Genomic DNA, 19859 nt, shown 5'->3' on the forward strand with positions numbered 1-19859 from the left:
AGGAACCCGATGACCATCAAGAACGGAGCATTAAAAGCCATAGGCGATACGACCGTGCTGATTACAGGAGCGAGTGGGGGAATTGGGGCGGCTATTGCCGAGCGTTTTGCCTCGGTAGGGATGAACGTTGTCATTCACTACATGAAGTCCCATGAAAAAGCGAACGAAGTTGCCCGTCGTTGTATGGTTTATTCGGGCAAGGTAATGACCGTGTCGGCTGATTTGCGCAGCAAGGAGCAGATCGAACGTATGCGGGAAAAGCTTGAAAATCACGGAATGAAGCCGGATATTCTGGTAAATAATGCTGGATTATCTCATTATGGACTGCTATCGGATGTGTCGGAAGCGGAATGGGACGAAGTGATGGCCGTCAACGTTAAGGGAACCTTTTTGTGCTCGCAGGCTTTTATGCCCCATATGATTTCTCAACGCTATGGCCGCATTGTAAATGTGTCATCCGTGTGGGGAATATGTGGTGCTTCGTGCGAAGTGCTGTACTCCACCACCAAAGGAGGAATTAACGCTTTCACGAAAGCGTTGGCTCAAGAGGTTGCACCTTCCGGGGTAACAGTAAATGCTGTAGCTCCGGGTGCAGTGGATACCCCGATGCTGGATCATTTGGATGAGGGGGAAATTACCAGTTTGGAAGAAGAAATTCCTGCCGGGCGATTGGCTCGACCTGATGAAATTTCGTCCCTGGTATATTTTCTCGCACTTCCTGAGTCAGGTTATATAAATGGTCAGGTCATAAGTCCTAATGGAGGATGGGTGACTTAAGGAAAACAGCGCTTGGAGGAATCCACCAGTATAGTAAGCGTCTGAGAAGAGAATATTACAACTGTTGATTTTAAATCTGAATCATCTAAGGAGGATTTAAGCATGTCAACAGTCGTAAAGGATTTTGATGTTTGGAAAAAGTTCCTCGGTCAGCGTGTAGAGCAAGCGGAGAAGCTGGGAATCAGTCAGGATACCATTGCAGAGCTTGCTTATGAAATTGGTGACTTTCTGGATGAAAAGGTCGATCCAGCCAACCATTCCAACCGCGCACTGAAAGAACTGTGGGAAGTTGCCGATGAAAATGAGCGTCACACCATCGCCCGGTTAATGGTCAAATTAGCCAAAAGCAACGCATAAAGCAGGAATCCCACATGAAAAGCTCCCTTTTGGGGGGCTTTTCTGTAATGGTTACAGACCTGTTCTTGTAATTCCATTGTAATTTATATATCATAAACGTGATTGAAGCATACAACTTAATGGATACCTTTCAGGTCTCAATAATTGGTTTTGTCGAATGATGTTATTTTATGATACAATAATGCTTTGATTGGAATTTTTGATGGTTTGAATCTGAATGAGGTGCTAACGTGACGGAGGAAACGAAACAGTGGTACATGGAGTACAAGATACATAAAAATCGACCCGGACTGCTAGGGGACATTGCTTCCATGCTTGGTATTCTGGGGGTTAATATACTGACGATCAATGGTGTTGAAGGCGAAAGACGGGGAATGTTACTGGAAACGGACGATGATGAGAAAATACGCATTCTCGGAGACACGTTGAAAAAAGCCAGCAACATTACAGTCACGGCCTTGCGTGCTCCGAGACTGGTCGATATATTGGCAGTAAGACATGGTCGTTACATTGACCGGGACTCGGATGATCGTAAAACATTTCGCTTTACTCGCGATGAGCTTGGGTTGCTGGTCGATTTTTTGGGTGAAGTATTAAAGAGGGACGGCAATCAGGTCATTGGCCTTCGTGGAATGCCGCGTGTAGGTAAAACGGAATCTATAATTGCCAGTAGTGTATGCGCCATGAAGCGCTGGACTTTTGTATCCTCGACGCTTCTGCGTCAGACAGTGCGTAGTCAGCTTTCCGAAGAGGAAATGAACCCGAACAACGTATTTATTATTGACGGGATTGTGAGTACGATTCGATCAAATGAAAGACATTATCACCTGCTTCAGGAAATTATGAGCATGCCAAGCACTAAAGTAATTGAGCATCCTGACGTATTTGTGCGTGAATCGGGATACAGCTTTGACGATTTTAATTTCATTATTGAACTCCGCAATAATCCGGCTGAAGAAATTATCTATGATACCTTTACAGCCAGTTATACAGAAGAGCTTTAAAAAAAAGCGTAATTATACAAGGAGATGATGACATGTCAGAACTGGGTCAGCAATTAAAGGAGGCCCGGCTGCAAAAAGGATTGAGCCTTGACGATGTTCAGGAAATGACGAAGATACGCAAACGTTATCTGGAAGCCATTGAGACGGGCGATTACAAAGTGCTGCCGGGAAGCTTTTATGTCAAAGCTTTTATTAAAACGTACGCCGAAACGGTCGGTTTAAATCCCGATGAGATTTTGGAAGGACATCAAAGCAATGTACCTGAACCAGAACCGGAAGCGGTCATGGAGCCTGTTACACAGAAACGCTCTAGCCGTCCCGCTACAATTGGGAATCTTAAGTGGTTGCCTACCGCGTTAATGTGGCTTTTTCTAGTTCTTATTGGTGGGGTTATTTATGCTTATTGGGTAAGCAACAATCATACAGCTCCAAAAACAGCAGAAAACACAACACCGATCACAACACCAAGTTCGTCTACTCCTGATACTACGAAGGGTGGAACTACGACGCAACCGCAGGACACAACAACAGCTCAACCGAATAACCAAACGACGGCTCCTAACGGTGGTGGCGGGAAAACCTCTGATACAGGACAGACAGGACAGACTCAGCCAGGTGGTACGGTAACTGATAATCCCAATGGAACCTCACCTGACAACAGCCAGCAGCCGAATACGACTGCGCCACAACAAGGTGTAACTGTGGCACAGGACGGCAAGCAAGGCAAAACGACGATTTTCAAGGTCTCTAGTGCGACTGGGGCCACGGTCAAGGTTGATATTAAAGCAACGGGCGAAAGCTGGCTTGAGGTGTACAAGGGACAAAACTCCCGTGGTGAAAAGCTGAGCTATGGTATGACTAAAAGCGGGGATGCCATGTCTTTTGATATTGGTCCCGAAGGTTTATATATCAAATCAGGACGTTCTTCTGCCACAGACATTTCTGTAGCTGGCCAGCCGATAACCGATAACAAATCGACTACTCGTGTACTGATACAGCAAGGAGAACCTTCTTCTACCGGAACAAGTGCTGGGGTGACGGGTTCACCTACAGATTCGACGACAGGCAGTAATACGGATTCTGCGCAAAGCAGTACAGACTCTACAACTACGAACGGCGAATAAACATCTTCGTGCGAGTAAATACTAATGACTGTAATTCTTGGGATGCCAGTCATTTTATTTCCGCAAAGTGAGGTGTATACGTTATGACCGTCAGCTGGATTGTGACCGGACTGGGGATAATTGTAAGCTTGCTTGGCTATTATCTGACACCGAGTGCTTGGGGCTATGGCATACTGGGCTTTGGCCTTGCTCACATTGTGCTTGGAGTTTTGGATATGTTCCGAACTCCAACCCGCGTCCACTATTAGACATTTGGAATCGTGAAATGAAATAAAGGCGTTTTTGTCAGTGAAACTGGCAAGAGCGCCTTTTTAGTGAGCGGATTATTGGATTTTTGCAAATGACTAGCCTATAATTAGATATTGAACTTTGTTGTGGAAAGGGAAGTGAAACGATGGCTTCAGAAAATTCATTTGATATCGTCTCCAAAATGGATATGCAGGAGTTAACGAATGCCGTTCATCAGACGGAGCGTGAAATTGAAACACGGTTTGATTTCAAGGGGAGTAAAAGTAGCCTAAAGCTTGAGAAAGAAGCTCTTACGATTGCATCGGAAGACGAATACAAGCTGAATGCGGTGATTGATATTTTACAATCTAAAATGGTCAAGCGGGGATTGTCTCTTAAAAATGTGGAGTTTGGCAAGTTGGAACCAGCTTCTTTAGGTTCAGTGCGCCAACGTCTTACGCTCAAGCAAGGGATTGACCAGGATAATGCCAAAAAAATTAACATTCTGATTCGGGATTCCAAGCTAAAAGTGAAAAGTCAGATTCAAGGTGATCAAATTCGCGTGACCGGAAAAAACAGGGATGATTTACAGGCGATCATTCAATTGCTGCGTAAAGCTGATTTGCCATTGGAGCTCCAATTTACGAACATGAAATAAAGCCGTTTTCCCTCAGGCTTTGTGTAGGAAAAAACGTTGCTTGATGTGAGGCAGGTTATTTTGACATGCGTTTTGCACCATATTATACTTGTAACGAAAATGCAGACAATTCAGGTGTACAGCGCTTGTCGGAAGCGATTTACATAGGATTGAATTCAATCCGAAAACTGCCATTTGTAATCAAGTACGATAATCAGGGGAGAGTGTGTTGTGAATTTACCCAACAGAATTACAATTACGCGGATTTGCCTAATTCCGGTGATGATGCTGGCTTTGCTGGTGGATTTTGATTTTTATCCGCCGCCGATTGAGATCGGAGCTTTTAAGTTGCCGTACAATCAGCTGATTGCGGCTATCATTTTCCTCATAGCAGCCAGCACGGATGGTCTTGACGGATACTTGGCCCGTAAAAATAACATGGTCACCAATTTGGGCAAGCTGTTGGACCCCCTTGCTGATAAGCTTTTGGTAACCGCCATTTTGGTTTCTTTGGTAGAAATGGGCAAGATTGATTCGTGGATTGTTGTTGTGATTGTTAGCCGTGAGTTCGCGGTTACGGGTCTGCGTCAGATTGCCTTGCTGGACGGTTCAGTGGTCGCTGCAAGCAATTGGGGCAAATTAAAGACGATCATTCAGATTGTTGCCATTGTAGCGCTGCTCATTAATAATTTCCCGTTTGTTTTTCTGGGTATTCCGTTTGATTTAATAGCGATGTGGGCGGCTGCGTTAGTTACCATTTATTCGGGTATAGATTACTTTGTGAAGAATATTCATTTGCTGAGTTCCTCCAAAGTTTAACAGGATACATTTTAATGGAAGCAGCAATAGGGACCACACTTATTGCTGTTTCTTTACATAATTCCCACAACATTTGAAGTACAGGAGGAAAATGATAATGAAAGCTGAAATCATCGCAGTAGGAACAGAATTATTGCTTGGACAAATCGTGAACACAAATGCTCAATATCTGTCCCAAGAGTTGGCCGCAATCGGAATTGATGTATATTTTCAGACTGTAGTTGGCGATAACATGGATCGGCTTCAGGAAGCGGTACGGCTGGCTCAGAAGCGTGCAGATATTATTTTGTTTTCCGGTGGTTTGGGACCAACTCAGGATGATTTGACCAAAGATGCGATAGCTGCTGTACTCGGACGGAAATTGCACATAGATCGTCTTGCCATGGACAAGCTTGAACAGTTTTTCCGCAACCGTGGGGTAGAAATGACCGAGAACAACCGCCGGCAGGCGCTTTCTATTGAAGGGGCTACCCCACTTGAAAATGAGACAGGGTTGGCTATAGGGGATGCCATCGCGCAGGATGGTAAATTTTATGTGGTTTTACCTGGTCCTCCTAAGGAACTTAAACCGATGTTTGAAAATCAAGCGAAGCCTTGGCTGCTTCAGCAGGCATTAAGCGGTAAGGAAATGCCGATTTATTCGAAAATGCTAAAATTTGCAGGGATTGGTGAGTCCGCGCTGGAAACCCGGCTTCTAGATCTGATTCAATCTCAGACGGACCCGACGATTGCTCCTTATGCCAAGGAAGGGGAAGTCACGATCCGCATATCCACCAAGGCGGCTAGTGAAAGTGAAGCGTTAATCAAGCTGACGGCTACGGAAGCAGAGATTCAACAACGTCTTTCCGAACACATGTATGCAAGCGAGGATGTCACGCTGGAGAAGGTCATCGTGGATCTGATGTCCAAACGCGGGCTAACGGTTAGTGCTGCGGAAAGCTGTACAGGCGGGATGCTGATGGAACACATTACTTCCATACCGGGCAGCTCTGTAATGTTTCAAGGTGGCATCGTGTGTTATTCCAATGAAATGAAGATGAAGCTGCTTAACGTTCCTTATGATTATTTGGAAGGGGATCATGCGCCCGGCGCAGTGAGCAAGGAAGTGGCCCTTGTGCTTGCAGAACAGGCAAGAATGGTCATGGACAGCGATTTCGGACTTTCAGTCACAGGTGTAGCCGGACCCGGATTTTCCGAACGAAAGCCTGTGGGCTTGGTATATATCAGCATTGCTGAACGGGACAAGGAAACGGAAGTATATGAGCTGAATCTCAGCGGAAACCGTGAAACAATTCGTCTGCGATCTGTCAAAGCAATCCTGTACAGATTGTGGCGAAGATTGGTGGAGAACGAGAAGCTCTCCTAATGATGTAGAAATGGCGAATCGTAGAGTTGTTTTTGATAGACTATTCATGATATAATTATAGTATCGGAAGAACCGTTGCAAAGCTTTTTGCCTGCGGTTCTTTTTTTATTTTAAGAGACGGATGCAATTATAGTAGAGAACCGGCTGAGCAAAAAAACGAATGTATGTTCGAAAAAATGCTTGGCAAGCGTGTCAAAACAAGGTATTATTAAAGTACAAACAATGAAGGATGTGAGTTTATTGTCAGATCGTCGTGCTGCGCTGGATATGGCGCTCCGTCAAATAGAAAAGCAATTCGGTAAAGGTTCCATTATGAAGTTGGGTGAGTCCACTCACATGCAAGTGGAAACGATCCCCAGTGGTTCAATTGCTTTGGATATTGCGTTAGGAACGGGCGGCTTTCCAAGAGGCCGGATTATTGAAGTTTATGGACCGGAATCATCCGGTAAAACGACAGTAGCTCTTCATGCTATCGCAGAGGTGCAAAAAACAGGCGGACAAGCCGCCTTTATCGATGCCGAGCATGCGCTTGATCCGTCGTATGCGAGCAAGCTGGGTGTCAATATTGATGAACTGTTACTCTCACAACCAGATACAGGAGAACAGGCGCTGGAGATTGCCGAAGCTCTTGTACGTAGTGGAGCAGTAGACATTATCGTCATTGACTCTGTAGCGGCACTTGTGCCGAAGGCAGAGATTGAAGGCGAAATGGGAGATTCCCACGTCGGTCTTCAAGCACGCTTGATGTCGCAGGCATTGCGTAAGCTGTCTGGAGCCATTAATAAATCGAAAACCATTGCTATCTTTATTAACCAGCTGCGTGAAAAAGTAGGCGTTATGTTCGGTAACCCTGAAACCACACCAGGTGGACGTGCATTGAAGTTTTACTCAACAGTACGCTTGGATGTCCGCCGTATTGAAAGCTTGAAGATGGGGAACGACATTGTGGGTAACCGCACACGTATTAAAGTCGTGAAGAATAAAGTTGCCCCTCCTTTCCGTCAGGCGGAAGTGGACATTATGTACGGTGAGGGTATTTCCAAAGAAGGCAGCTTGATCGACATCGGTACGGAGCATGACATTGTCGACAAGAGCGGAGCCTGGTATTCCTACGAGGGCGAGCGCCTCGGTCAAGGACGTGAGAATGCGAAACAATTTTTGAAGGAAAATCCGAACATTGCTAGCACAATCGAGCAAAAAATTCGGGTGGCGAGTAATTTAATTACGACGGTTGCTCCACCGACAGAAGAAGAGTTGGCGAAGGAAGCTAAAGAAGAGCAGGAATTGCTAGAGCTTGAATAAGCTTGGCTGAATCTTGGTTTCTGTTCTGTCATGTGAACTGGAGCCTGGGGATTATGGCACAGTCCGTTTGAATAGCATAATTCTGATGCCCTGCACAGTTGTGCAGGGCATTTTTGCATCGAACGCGGCCTGTTCTGTCAGTGGAATCTAACTTTTGCGTGGCAAGCGCTCTCAGCTTGCCTTCGTGAATTTCAAAGTGAGGGAAGCACATTGCAATTGCAGAATGAAGATGAATATAGCTCGGAAGAAAATGAACAGCAAGGTATTTCTCATTTTCCGGATAACGAAGGATTGATGATTACCAAGGTGGAGCAGGGACAGGGGCGCAAACGGGGAAGATATATTATTCACTTCGGCCCGTATTCACTGTCCGTGTTGGAAGATGTAATGATCAAGTACAATATGTTTAAAGGAACGTCATTCGACAAAAAAGAATTGGAAGATATCGTTCTAGCAGATGAAAAGCAGCAGGGTTACGTATATGCGCTCCACTATTTGGGGCGAAAGCCGCGTACACGTCAGGAAATTGCACAGCGATTGGTGCAAAAGGAACTGAATCAGGCTGTTATAGAAGAAGTGTTGGCGCGACTGGAAAGGGAACGGCTCGTGGATGATGATTTGTACGCCCGCCAGTGGGCAAGGCAGCGTATAACGAGCCAACGTAAGGGGAAGATGTGGGTAAGGCAGGAACTTCGTCAGAAGGGCATCTCTAAAGCCTCTATCGGTGAAGCTTTAGGAGAGATCACCGATAACGAAGAATGGGAGAGCGCTTTAGTTATTGGACGCAAGAAATGGGAACAGGTACGTGGTGATGTGACGGAGAAAAAACGAAAAACGTATCCTTTTCTCATGAGACGCGGATACTCGGGTGACATGACACGCCGAGTAGTCAATCATCTCACTGCGGCTGAGCAAAACGGAGCTTATGAAGACGAGGAATTATCGCAGTGGGATGAATAGTTGTTAACTGTCGGTCATTCATCGGATGATGACCTGACTGGTCAGGGCAAGCAGGTTATTACATGGAAACAACACGGCAACTTACTAAAGTTTGCATTCCCTTGACAATGCCATTTGTCAAATAATAAAATATATATGAAACGATACTTGTGGAATGCCCTTTTTCCTTCCAAAAAAGCGGAATCCACGGTAAGTTCTCATCGCCAAATAACAAGTGATGCCGCTATGCCAGGCGGAATTGTACATGTGAGAGCATGTGCATATGAAATGAAGCGACCTTGTGTCGTTATCTTAGTTTGACGATTAAAGTAAATGTGACAATTGCAAAAAGTCCCAAGGAATGCCTTGGAGGAACCAACGGGGAGGTGAACAGTATGATGACTGCGATCTGGTTCGTTCTCGTTGCTGTAGCCGCGTTATTCTTTGGGTTCGGGATTGGTTATTTTATTCGCAAATCTATTGCAGAAGCTAAAATCTCCAGTGCGGAAGAAGCTGCCGCGCAAATCGTGGAGAACGCGAAAAAAGAGGCGGAAGCACTGAAGAAGGAAACGGTATTGGAAGCGAAAGATGAAATCCACCGCATCCGTGCCGAAGCTGAAAAAGAAACTCGTGAACGTCGTAATGAAATTCAACGACAGGAACGAAGATTGCTGCAAAAAGAAGAATCGCTGGATAAAAAATTGGAATCGCTGGAACGCAAAGAAGAACAAGTGGCCAACAAAGAGAAACGAATCGATGAAACCCAGCAGCAAATTGATTTGATTTACAAGAGCCAGGTAACTGAGCTGGAGCGTATTTCCAATCTGACGATGGAGGATGCAAGAAGTATTATTCTGACCAACGTAGAGCAGGAAGTTCGTCATGAAACAGCTCAGATGATTAAGGAAATTGAACAGCAGGCCAAAGAAGAGGCGGACAAAAAGTCTCGTGAAATCATCACACTGGCCATCCAACGCTGTGCAGCAGACCATGTAGCAGAAACGACGGTTTCTGTTGTCACGTTGCCAAACGAAGAAATGAAAGGCCGGATTATCGGGCGTGAAGGCCGTAATATCCGTGCACTTGAAACCCTTACGGGAATTGACCTCATTATTGATGATACGCCGGAAGCTGTTATTTTGTCCGGATTTGATCCGATTCGTAGAGAGATTGCGCGTACTGCGCTTGAGAAGCTCGTAGCGGACGGACGGATACATCCGGCACGTATTGAAGAGATGGTTGAAAAATCCCGTAAAGAAGTGGACGAACGAATCCGCGAGTATGGCGAACAGGCCACCTTTGAAGTAGGCGTGCATAGCCTGCATCCGGATTTAATCAAAATTTTGGGGCGTCTCAAGTTCCGTACAAGTTATGGACAGAACGTATTGAAGCACTCGATGGAAGTTGCATACTTGACAGGTCTGATGGCCGGGGAACTGGGCGAGGATGTTGTACTGGCAAGACGGGCAGGATTGCTGCATGACATCGGGAAGGCGCTGGATCACGAAGTGGAAGGATCACACGTTGAAATTGGCGTGGAACTGGCGAAGAAGTACAAGGAACACCCGGTCGTCATCAACAGCATTGCTTCACATCACGGCGACTGCGAAGCGACTTCAGTAATCGCCATGCTGGTCGGAGCAGCAGATGCACTGTCAGCTGCAAGGCCGGGAGCGCGGCGTGAAACGCTAGAGACGTACATCCGTCGTCTTGAGAAGCTGGAACGCATCTCCGAGTCTTTTGAAGGCGTTGAAAAATCATACGCAATTCAAGCGGGACGCGAAGTACGTGTCATGGTACAGCCAGAGAAAATTGATGATGCGGAAGCATTCCGACTGGCCCGCGATATAACGAAAACGATTGAAAATGAACTGGACTATCCTGGTCATATCAAGGTTACCGTCATTCGCGAGACCCGTGCGGTAGAATACGCAAAATAAAAGCATTTCAATGAAAAGTGGCCGCTGCTTGTAGGGCCACTTTTCATTATGTAGGGCAGACTAGGGAGGGTTTTCTATCAACGTATTATTTATTGGAGACATCGTCGGCAGTGTAGGCAGAAAGGCACTGAGGGAAAATCTCCCTTCGTTAAAGTCAAAATATAACCCGCATATTATTATTGTCAATGGAGAAAATGCGGCTTCGGGAAGAGGGATTACTCCAGCCATCGCCAGAGAGTTTTTTGATTGGGGCGTTCATGGGATTACGATGGGGAATCATACTTGGGACAATAAGGAAATATTTGATTTTATAGATGATGAGCCGCGTATTATACGCCCGGCTAACTTTCCGCCGGGAACACCAGGACGGGGGTATACCGTTGTAAAGGGTGGAGGTAAAGAGCTGGCCATCGTTAATTTGCAGGGCAGAACCTTTTTGCCAGCTATTGATTGTCCGTTTCGCGCAGCAGATGACATTGTAGATGAGCTGCGTAAAAAGCACAAGCATATTCTGGTCGATTTTCATGCTGAAGCAACGTCGGAAAAGATCGCCATGGGCTGGCATCTGGATGGACGTGCTTCCATTGTGGTTGGTACACACACACATGTACAGAGTAATGATGATACCATTTTGCCGCAAGGAACTGCATATCAGACAGATGCGGGAATGGTAGGTCCCTATGAGGGAGTGCTTGGTATGCAGAAGGAGGCTGTGTTACAGAAATTCCAGACGCAGCTTCCGGTACGTTTTCAAGTGGACATGGGCAAATGGCATTTTCATGCCATTAGCGTAGAGTTGGATGATAGCAATGGAAAAGCCCGCAAAATTCAGAAAATTAGACTTAAAGAAGATGAATGGCGGATGGATTGACCTTCTTACAAGCTACTCAAGGAAACAATATGGAAAACTGTCACTAAAAAGCAGGAATTTTTTGCTGACCCTCGAATAACATCTAATAGTGGAATCAAACCATCATCATTCCCAGGGGAGGTACTTACTATGGATGTATTAAAAGTATCAGCAAAATCCAATCCCAATTCAGTTGCAGGCGCGCTTGCAGGAGTACTGCGTGAACGCGGAAATGCAGAATTGCAGGCGATTGGAGCCGGTGCACTAAACCAAGCCATTAAAGCGGTAGCCATTGCCCGGGGATTTGTCGCACCAAGCGGAGTGGATTTGATTTGTATTCCTGCTTTTACAGACATTGTTATAGACGGAGAAGATCGGACCGCAATTAAATTGATTGTAGAGCCGAGATAATAAATGAACGTTGCCTGAGCCTGTTTACGCTTCGTAAACGGGCTTTTTTGCTTTGTGGCTTGTTGCGATATGATTTTTAAAATACATTTCGTGCTTCAGCTATGAATGGGGGAAAGTGCATGGACGGTAAGTCAAATACCAAACGGCCAGTTGTTGACTTTCATTGTGATGTACTGTGTAAAATGCAGCTCAATCGGCAGGTGGATTTTAGTCATTCATCACTTGATGTTACAAAAGAGCGATTGCTGGAAGGTGATGTACAACTGCAAACGTTCGCCATATATATATCACAGGTATTGGGCAGGCCAAGAATGGAGCATGTAGTTCGTCAAATTGAGCTGTTCAGGCAGCATGTCGTATCTCCCTTAGGTGGACTTAGAGCCTTGCTATGGCGGGAAGACCTGCAAGAACAAGGCTCACCGACAAAAAAGCTGACGTATTTGGAAGGTAATGAGGTGGATCAGACCCACTCCCCCTGGGCTTTGCTCTCACTAGAGGGAGCAGACGCGCTGGAAGGGAACCCGTTTTATGCCGAACTGTGCTATGCCATGGGAATACGGTTAATTGGGCTGACGTGGAATTATGCAAATTGGGCGGCTGACGGGATTATGGAGCAGCGGGGGGGCGGCTTGACCAACAAAGGGCATGAGCTGGTCAAGCGCTGTAATGAGTTGGGATTGCTGCTGGACGTATCGCATTTGTCTGTACGAGGTTTCTGGGAGGTACTTGAGGAGGCAACATTACCGCCAATTGCCTCGCATTCGAACGCTTTTGCCGTTTGCTCTCATCCACGCAATCTGCGGGATGATCAGATTCGGGCGTTGATCGCATGTGACGGCCGAATCGGGTTGACTTTTGTCACGATGTTTATCCAAGAGCAAGGTTCAGTGAGCGCTGAGGACCTGCTACCGCATATCGAGCATATTTGTGCCTTAGGCGGTGCGCGACATATGATGTTTGGCTCCGATTTTGATGGTATCGAACGTCATGTACAGGGATTGGAGCACCCGGGAAAATACCGCGAGTTCGCAGAATTGCTGTTAAAGCATTATCCTGAGGAACTGGTCAAAGGCTGGTTGGGAGGAAATGCGCTCTGTTATTTGCAAACCAATCTACCCTCTAGAATGTCTTCTTGAATATTTATTCATATAAGGTTTTCCTATAAGCTTATTTTATGTATACACAAAAAACTTTTAAGTCCGATTATCGGAAAGGAAGCAGTAATTGGACGAAACTCAAGACTGATTAGGGCGAAAAAGGGAACTTTGTGTGCTTTCCTTTTCTTTCTTGACGAAATAGGAGTATAATAGCATAGATGTGTAAGTTTTGTATAGAGAAAAAGGAGTGACAACACGATGAGTAAAATCGTACCTGTCGGCGTTTCCGCCCGTCATATTCACCTGACCCAAGAGCATATTGAAATTTTGTTCGGAGCAGGCTATCAATTGACTGAATTTAAACCTTTGTCCCAACCGGGACAATTTGCCGCAAATGAAACGGTGGCTGTAATTGGTTCTAAGGGCCAATTTGATAAGGTTCGCATTTTGGGACCCGCTCGTCCAGCTTCCCAGCTCGAAATCTCCCGTACAGATTCCTTTGCTATTGGTGTAAAAGCACCTGTACGCGAATCTGGCAACATTGAGGGTACACCAGGAATTACGGTAAAAGGACCAGCAGGAGAAGTGGAACTGCAAGAGGGTGTTATTGTAGCAGCTCGCCATATTCACTTCCATACAACTGATGCAGCTAAATGGGACATTAAAGACAAGCAGTTGCTGAAAGTGCGTGTAGGCGGCGAACGTGGTCTTGTGTTTGAAAATGTTATTGCACGTGTATCTGACTCCTTTGCTTTGGATATGCACATTGATACGGATGAAGCGAACGGAGCCGGTGTGAAAAACGGCGACAGCGCTGAAATCGTAGACTAATATACGTATTGGATGCCGGAAGGCTTTGGGAGCTCGATTCTTGCAAAGGAATCGGGCTTTTTTACATATATAGAAAATTTACAAATCCCTGTATATACGTATAGTCACTCGTTCAAATTGCAGCCCGTTGGTCTCTGAGGCTGATCTATGGCTATGGCTTATAAATCATGCTATAATTTAGTGTAATGCCTTTTTCAAAGGATTTTAATGGGCTTAAAAGGATATACATGGATAAGGATTAGCAAAAGCGCGAATGGCGTGAAATAGATGGTGTAAGGAGTGACCAGGAATGGCTAAGGAAACAAAAGATTACTCCAAATATTTTGATTTCTCGGATGCAAAGATTATTTCTGAAGACGAGCATAGCAAAAAGATCCGTATTCGCGGACGTGAAATCAACATTATGGCGGAGCCGAACCATAGAAAAGAAAAGCAGCGCGGTAAAGAGGACGTACAGGTATTGTATGATAACGCAGTCCCGGATGAGCTGAAACATATCGGTGAGGGAAAGCATTATGTTGTATATACATTCGGTTGCCAGATGAACGAACATGATTCTGAAACCATAAAAGGCTTACTGGAGCAAATGGGCTACCAGGCAACCGAGGATCGGAAGGAAGCGGACATCATTTTACTGAATACTTGCGCCATCCGTGAAAATGCGGAGGATAAAGTGTTTGGCGAGCTGGGTCACCTCAAGCATCTCAAAACAGAAAAGCCAGGGCTGCTGCTCGGCGTGTGTGGCTGCATGTCACAGGAAGAGAATGTCGTTAACCGGATTATGCAAAAACATGGTTTTGTCGATATGATTTTTGGAACCCATAATATTCATCGTTTGCCTCAACTCGTCAAGGAAGCACTCTTCAGCAAAGAGATGGTGGTCGAAGTGTGGTCCAAGGAAGGCGACATTATCGAAAACCTGCCGAAGAAGCGTGAGGGAATGCGGGCTTGGGTAAATATCATGTACGGCTGTGATAAATTTTGCACCTATTGCATTGTTCCCTTCACACGTGGGAAGGAAAGAAGCCGTCGGCCAGAGGATGTTATTGCAGAGGTACGGGATTTGGCACGTCAAGGCTTTAAGGAAATTACCTTGCTGGGTCAGAACGTTAATGCCTATGGCAAGGATTTGAAGGATATGAATTACAGATTCGGAGATCTGATGGATGATATGCGCAAGATCAATATCCCGCGTGTACGATTTACCACATCACATCCACGTGATTTTGATGACCATTTGGTTGAAGTGCTCGGTAAGGGCGGCAATTTGGTGGAGCATATTCATCTGCCTGTACAATCGGGTAATACGGATATATTGAAGAAAATGAACCGAAAATATACTCGTGAGCGTGTTTTGGAGCTGGCAGCGAAGATCAAAGCGGCTGTTCCGCATGTTTCTCTGACAACGGATATTATTGTAGGATTCCCGGGTGAAACGGACGAACAGTTTGAAGATACACTATCGCTTGTGCGAGAGGTCGGCTACGACTTTGCCTACACATTCATCTATTCACCACGTGAAGGTACGCCAGCTGCTTCGATGGAAGACAATGTACCTATGGAGGTCAAAAAAGAGCGTCTTCAGCGACTTAACAAGGTTGTGAATGAGAACAGTCTCCGCTTTAATAGTCGACTGCGGGGCGAGGTTGTAGAGGTGTTGGTAGAAGGCGAGAGCAAAAATAACAGTGAGGTGCTCGCCGGACGGACCCGATCCAATAAGCTCGTGCATTTTGAAGGTTCCAAGGATCTGATCGGTACATTTGTTCAAGTGAAAATTACAGAGCCGATGACCTTCTATATCAAGGGTGATTTGGTTCAAACCGCAGTGGCGGTTAACGGATAAAAAAGAAATTCTAGCGAACTGCATGGGGATGACTATCGTATGCAGATCGCCTATGTGAGAAAAGGAGCGATGGACAGTGACAGAGGAGCGGTTGCAACAGACAGAACTTCAATCGGCGGCGCGCCAGCATGATCATTTGGTCAATCGCGATATGATATTGGCAAAAGCCAAAGAGTTAGCTGGTATTTTGGGCAACAGTGAGGAAGTGCAGATATTTCGGAAGGCTGAAGAGAAGGTTCGGGATCATGGGCGCATCCAGCAACTGATTGCAACAATGAAGAAAAAGCAAAAGGAAATTGTAGCATTTGAATCCTTGAAGAATCAAAAAATGATTGCCAAAATAGAGGCTGAGCTTCAGGAGCTGCAGGAAGAGCTTGACGGTATTCCAATTGTAACGGAGTTCCAGCAAAGTCAGGTGGAAATTAACGAGTTGCTGCAAATGGTGATCATGGCTATCCGTGATACGGTTGCAGAAAAGGTAAATGTAGAAGAGGGAAAAAGTACTTCTGCCTCTAATTGTAGTGACTAAAATGAGGTGTAAGGTGTGGAGGCTTAGCTTCCACGCCTTTTTTTAGAAGGCAATCGGAGGCGTGCTTACCGAACTATGTATACTCGCCAGACATGAGGAGTAAGTGACATCGAAGAAGGGATGAATACAAAAGAATGGATCAGTTGCGTAAGATGATAGAGGGGGAAGGAAATACTTTCTGGAGTTACCTAGGATGTGAGCTGGTCGGTGCGGATGAGAACGAGGTACACATCGCTTTGCAGGCTGGCCCGCAGCATACGAATGTAATGGGTATTGTACATGGGGGCGTGCTGACTTCGTTAATGGACCAGGCAATGGGAATGGTCGCCATGGGCTCGCGTCAAATGCAGTCATGTGTAACGACGAACCTGAATGTTCATTTTTTGTCAGCAATGAGGCAGGGGGCACTGCAAGTGAAAGCCAGGATTCTTCATCAGGCAGGCCGCACCATCACTACGGAAGCAGAAGTAAGGAATAGTGAAGGGACACTCGGATGCATGTCTACGGCAACCTTTCGAGTGTTGCATAAACAACCAAATGACTCAGACAAGGCCTAATGCTTGACAAAACTTTTTATTATGTCATAATGAATTTATCAAAACGATATAATATGGTGATGCGAATGGATAACAATCGTACGAACGAAGAGGCGCAGAAGGCGTCGTACAACATTAAGAAATATCGTACCCCGGATGGTGCTCCAGCCGATATCGTTATGTTCACCTTAACGAAGCGGGAACGCAAGACGGTGACGAAGACATTGCCGATCCGGGAACTGAAGGTTATGCTCATCAAGCGCCGCAGATGGCCGTTTGAGGGACTCTGGGCCTTGCCCGGAGGATTTTGTCAGGAAGATGAGTCTATATATGGAGCGGCCAAGCGGGAGCTGTTAGAGGAAACCGGTGTGGACGGCGGACATCTGGAGTATTTAGGTGTATACAGCGGACCGGGGCGTGATCCGCGTGGCTGGATTATATCGCATGCATTTTTTGCATTGGTAGAGGAATGGATGCTGGAGCAGCGGCAGGCAGCGGATGATGCTTCCGAGGTAGGGCTGTTCACGATCCGTGAGGCGCTGGAGGAATTGGAGCTGGCGTTCGATCACCGGGACATCATAGTCGATGCCTATCGGAAAATTCAGTTGCAAATGCTGCAGACTACGATAGCCAAACAGTTTTTGCCGCTACATTTTACATTGGGTGAGCTTTACCAGGTGATTCAGAGTGTCGTACCGGATTTTGAAGAACCGAATTTTATCCGTAAAATAACATCGACCCGCAGCAGGCAAGGGATACTGGAAGAAGTACGGGATGAGGCCGGTAAACCGCTCAGCTCCAATCAGTATTCACAAAGACCGGCTCAGCTGTACCGTTTTAGTGACAGAGTACCGAGGTTGTCTATCTACACATAATGTGACGGGATAGGTCATAAAGAACGCACAATCCCCAACTTTGTCGATGAAGGAGCTGACTGTACGATGAAGGCACTCATTGTTATTGATTACACGAAGGATTTTGTAGATGGTAGCTTGCCTGTAGGTCAACCGGCGATTGATTTGGATGATCGGATTGCAGCAATCACACAGGCGTATGTGGAACAGGGGGACTTTGTTGTCATGGCTGTGGATTTGCATGAGGAAAGCGACCCTTATCATCCGGAGAGTAAGCTGTTTCCCCCACATAATATACGTGGAACGGAGGGACGACATTTATATGGCAAGCTCCAAACCCTCTATGAGCAACAAAGTGCTTCCATCTATTGGCTGGATAAAACACGGTATAGTGCGTTCGCTGGGACCGATCTGGAGCTCAGGCTGCGCGAACGAGGCATTTTGCAAGTTCATCTGATTGGTGTATGTACAGATATATGTGTGCTCCATACGGCTGTAGACGCTTATAACAAAGGCTTTGCTATTACTGTATACAAGGATGCTGTGGCGAGCTTTAATCAGGCAGGACATGATTGGGCTTTGGGTCATTTTGAGGAAAGTTTGGGAGCTGCCGTATGGTCGGCTCAGGATACGATTTTACTACACAAGAAGTGAATAACTTAACGATTGTGCACTAATATCCGATAACAAAATGGAGTCGGATATTAGTGGGCTGGGTAGATGAGGCGGTACGCCGTCGCAATCGCAAAACCGGGGGACAGTCAGAGAGGATGAATACGATGCAGTCAACGAGCCTCGCGTTACATACAGATAAATATCAGATTAATATGATGTACGCCCACTGGGTGAACGGAAGTCATCAGCGTAAAGCTGTGTTCGAGGCGTATTTCCGTAAGCTGCCCTTTGGCAACGGTTATGCGGTGTTCGCTGGTCTGGAGCGCATTGTGAATTACATCTCAAATTTGCGTTTTACAGAAGAGGATATTCGCTACCTGTCAGAACAGGAGGAGAAGTATGATCCTATGTTTCTGGAGGCTTTGCGGCAGTTTAGATTTGGCGGAACAGTTCATTCGATGAAGGAAGGAGCGCTTGTTTTTCCGAACGAGCCTCTGATACGCGTCGAAGGAACGATTATGGAAACGCAGCTGGTGGAGACGGCGATACTGAATTTTATGAATTATCAGACACTGATCGCTACCAAGGCATCACGCATTAAACAGGTGGCAAATAACGACACGCTGCTTGAATTTGGCACACGGCGTGCACAGGAAGCAGATGCGGCAATATGGGGAGCACGCGCAGCTTATGTAGCAGGCTTTGACGCGACATCCAACATGCTGGCAGGAGAGCACTTTGGGATTCCGACGAAGGGAACGCATGCTCATTCCTGGGTGCAGACCTTTATGTCCGAGCAGGAGGCTTTTGACGTGTATGCCAAGGTTTTACCAGATCAGGTCACGCTCCTGGTAGACACCTTTGACACGCTGGAAAGCGGCGTACCTCATGCGATTCGCACAGCAAAGATGCTGGAGAGCCAGGGCAAGCGCATGAATTCAATTCGTCTGGATAGCGGTGATTTAGCTTATCTATCTATCCAGGCGCGGGAAATGCTTGATGCTGAAGGTCTGGATTACGTACAAATTGTAGCTTCTAATGATTTGGATGAAAATACGATTTTTAATTTGAAAGCCCAAGGGGCGCGTATTGATGTATGGGGTGTGGGAACACAGCTTATTACAGCTTCGGATCAACCTTCACTTGGCGGAGTGTACAAGCTGGTTGAACGTGAAGTCGATGGTGAAATGCTGCCAACGATTAAGATTTCGGGCAATCCGGAAAAAGTATCCACACCGGGCAAAAAGGATGTATACCGTATCGTGGATAAAAAGAAGGGAAGAGCTGTTGCAGATTATATTTCTTTTCCAGATGAAGAGCGTCCGCGAAATGGAAAACGTCTGAAACTCTTTAATCCCTTGCATCCTTATATGAAAAAATATGTAGAAAATTATGAAGCTGTACCAATGCTCGAGCCCATTTTCAAAAACGGACAGAAGGTATATGAGCTTCCCGAACTGGATGAAATTCGAGCTTATCATGCTTCACAGCTGAAGCTGTTTTGGCCAGAATATTTGCGGAAGATGAACCCTGAAATTTATCGTGTTAATCTCAGCGAAAAGGTGTGGGGACTGAAGCAAAAGCTGATCGACAGCTACATGCAGCCTGAAGTGGAAGAAAAGGAGTAGTACAAAAAGGCACCTCATGAATGTATGAGGTGCCTTTTTCTATTGTGGCGAGTATGGAAAAAGAGAACTTATTTATCACGCCTGTTGAATAACCACAAAATGGTAGAAAAAAGATCGTCTTTTCTGTAGAATCGTTGGTACCATCCAAACGAATCCGAAAGAAGACGATCTC

General features: G+C 45.9%; 21 protein-coding genes. All 21 read left to right on the plus strand.

Features of this window, described 5'->3' with window-relative positions; genetic code table 11:
• Positions 1–9: 9 nt before the first annotated feature.
• The 21 genes from ymfI to GCU48_RS21395 all read left to right on the plus strand — a co-directional run bounded on the left by ymfI (position 10) and on the right by GCU48_RS21395 (position 19687).
• Complete coding sequence (gene ymfI, locus GCU48_RS21300) at positions 10–777, plus strand: elongation factor P 5-aminopentanone reductase (RefSeq protein ID WP_025719893.1); 768 nt, start codon at positions 10–12, stop codon at positions 775–777.
• Positions 778–879: 102 nt separating this feature from the next.
• Entirely contained in the window at positions 880–1134 is a 255-nt protein-coding gene (locus tag GCU48_RS21305) for a DUF3243 domain-containing protein (protein ID WP_025719894.1), read from the plus strand.
• A 230-nt stretch (positions 1135–1364) separates the two neighbouring features.
• Complete coding sequence (locus tag GCU48_RS21310; RefSeq protein ID WP_025719896.1) at positions 1365–2138, plus strand: DUF3388 domain-containing protein; 774 nt, start codon at positions 1365–1367, stop codon at positions 2136–2138.
• Positions 2139–2170: 32 nt separating this feature from the next.
• Positions 2171–3262, plus strand: a complete 1092-nt coding sequence (locus GCU48_RS21315; protein ID WP_152381370.1) for a helix-turn-helix domain-containing protein — start codon at positions 2171–2173, stop codon at positions 3260–3262.
• Between the two features lie 83 nt (positions 3263–3345).
• A complete protein-coding gene (locus GCU48_RS27090; protein WP_167518738.1) occupies positions 3346–3510 on the plus strand; it encodes a hypothetical protein in 165 nt (54 codons plus the stop codon).
• Positions 3511–3656: 146 nt separating this feature from the next.
• A complete protein-coding gene (locus GCU48_RS21320; protein ID WP_152381371.1) occupies positions 3657–4148 on the plus strand; it encodes a YajQ family cyclic di-GMP-binding protein in 492 nt (163 codons plus the stop codon).
• 210 nt (positions 4149–4358) lie between these two features.
• Positions 4359–4946, plus strand: a complete 588-nt coding sequence (gene pgsA / locus GCU48_RS21325; protein ID WP_025719900.1) for a CDP-diacylglycerol--glycerol-3-phosphate 3-phosphatidyltransferase — start codon at positions 4359–4361, stop codon at positions 4944–4946.
• Positions 4947–5043: 97 nt separating this feature from the next.
• Positions 5044–6312, plus strand: coding sequence for a competence/damage-inducible protein A (locus GCU48_RS21330; protein WP_152381372.1), 1269 nt, complete (start codon positions 5044–5046; stop codon positions 6310–6312).
• A gap of 240 nt (positions 6313–6552) precedes the next feature.
• Positions 6553–7614, plus strand: a complete 1062-nt coding sequence (recA, locus tag GCU48_RS21335; protein ID WP_025719904.1) for a recombinase RecA — start codon at positions 6553–6555, stop codon at positions 7612–7614.
• Between the two features lie 210 nt (positions 7615–7824).
• Entirely contained in the window at positions 7825–8574 is a 750-nt protein-coding gene (locus tag GCU48_RS21340; protein WP_152381373.1) for a regulatory protein RecX, read from the plus strand.
• A 374-nt stretch (positions 8575–8948) separates the two neighbouring features.
• Positions 8949–10493 carry a ribonuclease Y gene (gene rny, locus GCU48_RS21345; RefSeq protein WP_013309958.1) on the plus strand — a complete coding sequence of 515 codons (1545 nt, stop codon included), beginning with the start codon at positions 8949–8951 and terminating at the stop codon, positions 10491–10493.
• Between the two features lie 76 nt (positions 10494–10569).
• Positions 10570–11364 (plus strand): TIGR00282 family metallophosphoesterase, encoded by a 795-nt coding sequence (locus GCU48_RS21350; protein ID WP_025715730.1) that lies wholly within the window; start codon positions 10570–10572, stop codon positions 11362–11364.
• Between the two features lie 129 nt (positions 11365–11493).
• Positions 11494–11754, plus strand: a complete 261-nt coding sequence (locus GCU48_RS21355; RefSeq protein WP_007430104.1) for a stage V sporulation protein S — start codon at positions 11494–11496, stop codon at positions 11752–11754.
• A gap of 119 nt (positions 11755–11873) precedes the next feature.
• Positions 11874–12890: a dipeptidase gene (locus GCU48_RS21360; protein ID WP_152381374.1), complete on the plus strand. Its 1017-nt coding sequence runs from the start codon at positions 11874–11876 to the stop codon at positions 12888–12890.
• Positions 12891–13109: 219 nt separating this feature from the next.
• Positions 13110–13682 (plus strand): phosphate propanoyltransferase, encoded by a 573-nt coding sequence (gene pduL, locus GCU48_RS21365; protein WP_025715732.1) that lies wholly within the window; start codon positions 13110–13112, stop codon positions 13680–13682.
• 289 nt (positions 13683–13971) lie between these two features.
• Positions 13972–15525, plus strand: a complete 1554-nt coding sequence (miaB, locus tag GCU48_RS21370; RefSeq protein WP_152381375.1) for a tRNA (N6-isopentenyl adenosine(37)-C2)-methylthiotransferase MiaB — start codon at positions 13972–13974, stop codon at positions 15523–15525.
• Between the two features lie 76 nt (positions 15526–15601).
• Positions 15602–16054 (plus strand): YlbF/YmcA family competence regulator, encoded by a 453-nt coding sequence (locus tag GCU48_RS21375; protein ID WP_152381376.1) that lies wholly within the window; start codon positions 15602–15604, stop codon positions 16052–16054.
• Between the two features lie 134 nt (positions 16055–16188).
• Positions 16189–16611 (plus strand): PaaI family thioesterase, encoded by a 423-nt coding sequence (locus tag GCU48_RS21380; protein WP_152381377.1) that lies wholly within the window; start codon positions 16189–16191, stop codon positions 16609–16611.
• A 65-nt stretch (positions 16612–16676) separates the two neighbouring features.
• Positions 16677–17465 (plus strand): NUDIX domain-containing protein, encoded by a 789-nt coding sequence (locus tag GCU48_RS21385; RefSeq protein WP_025715736.1) that lies wholly within the window; start codon positions 16677–16679, stop codon positions 17463–17465.
• 66 nt (positions 17466–17531) lie between these two features.
• The gene (locus GCU48_RS21390; RefSeq protein ID WP_152381378.1) at positions 17532–18098 is read left to right on the plus strand and encodes a cysteine hydrolase family protein; all 567 of its coding nucleotides are present in this window, start codon (positions 17532–17534) and stop codon (positions 18096–18098) included.
• Between the two features lie 125 nt (positions 18099–18223).
• The gene (locus GCU48_RS21395) at positions 18224–19687 is read left to right on the plus strand and encodes a nicotinate phosphoribosyltransferase (protein WP_152382221.1); all 1464 of its coding nucleotides are present in this window, start codon (positions 18224–18226) and stop codon (positions 19685–19687) included.
• Positions 19688–19859: the final 172 nt, after the last annotated feature.

The sequence above is a fragment of the Paenibacillus brasilensis genome (assembly GCF_009363115.1).
Lineage (GTDB): Bacteria > Bacillota > Bacilli > Paenibacillales > Paenibacillaceae > Paenibacillus > Paenibacillus brasilensis.

Excerpts from the sequence above, each read along its gene's own strand:
- ymfI (WP_025719893.1), top strand. The coding sequence starts at position 10 with ATGACCATCAAGAACGGAGCATTAAAAGCCATAGGCGATACGACCGTG.
- GCU48_RS21305 (WP_025719894.1), top strand. The coding sequence starts at position 880 with ATGTCAACAGTCGTAAAGGATTTTGATGTTTGGAAAAAGTTCCTCGGT.
- GCU48_RS21315 (WP_152381370.1), top strand. The coding sequence starts at position 2,171 with ATGTCAGAACTGGGTCAGCAATTAAAGGAGGCCCGGCTGCAAAAAGGA.
- GCU48_RS27090 (WP_167518738.1), top strand. The coding sequence starts at position 3,346 with ATGACCGTCAGCTGGATTGTGACCGGACTGGGGATAATTGTAAGCTTG.
- GCU48_RS21320 (WP_152381371.1), top strand. The coding sequence starts at position 3,657 with ATGGCTTCAGAAAATTCATTTGATATCGTCTCCAAAATGGATATGCAG.
- GCU48_RS21330 (WP_152381372.1), top strand. The coding sequence starts at position 5,044 with ATGAAAGCTGAAATCATCGCAGTAGGAACAGAATTATTGCTTGGACAA.
- rny (WP_013309958.1), top strand. The coding sequence starts at position 8,949 with ATGATGACTGCGATCTGGTTCGTTCTCGTTGCTGTAGCCGCGTTATTC.
- GCU48_RS21355 (WP_007430104.1), top strand. The coding sequence starts at position 11,494 with ATGGATGTATTAAAAGTATCAGCAAAATCCAATCCCAATTCAGTTGCA.
- GCU48_RS21360 (WP_152381374.1), top strand. The coding sequence starts at position 11,874 with ATGGACGGTAAGTCAAATACCAAACGGCCAGTTGTTGACTTTCATTGT.
- pduL (WP_025715732.1), top strand. The coding sequence starts at position 13,110 with ATGAGTAAAATCGTACCTGTCGGCGTTTCCGCCCGTCATATTCACCTG.
- miaB (WP_152381375.1), top strand. The coding sequence starts at position 13,972 with ATGGCTAAGGAAACAAAAGATTACTCCAAATATTTTGATTTCTCGGAT.
- GCU48_RS21380 (WP_152381377.1), top strand. The coding sequence starts at position 16,189 with ATGGATCAGTTGCGTAAGATGATAGAGGGGGAAGGAAATACTTTCTGG.
- GCU48_RS21385 (WP_025715736.1), top strand. The coding sequence starts at position 16,677 with ATGGATAACAATCGTACGAACGAAGAGGCGCAGAAGGCGTCGTACAAC.
- GCU48_RS21390 (WP_152381378.1), top strand. The coding sequence starts at position 17,532 with ATGAAGGCACTCATTGTTATTGATTACACGAAGGATTTTGTAGATGGT.
- GCU48_RS21395 (WP_152382221.1), top strand. The coding sequence starts at position 18,224 with ATGCAGTCAACGAGCCTCGCGTTACATACAGATAAATATCAGATTAAT.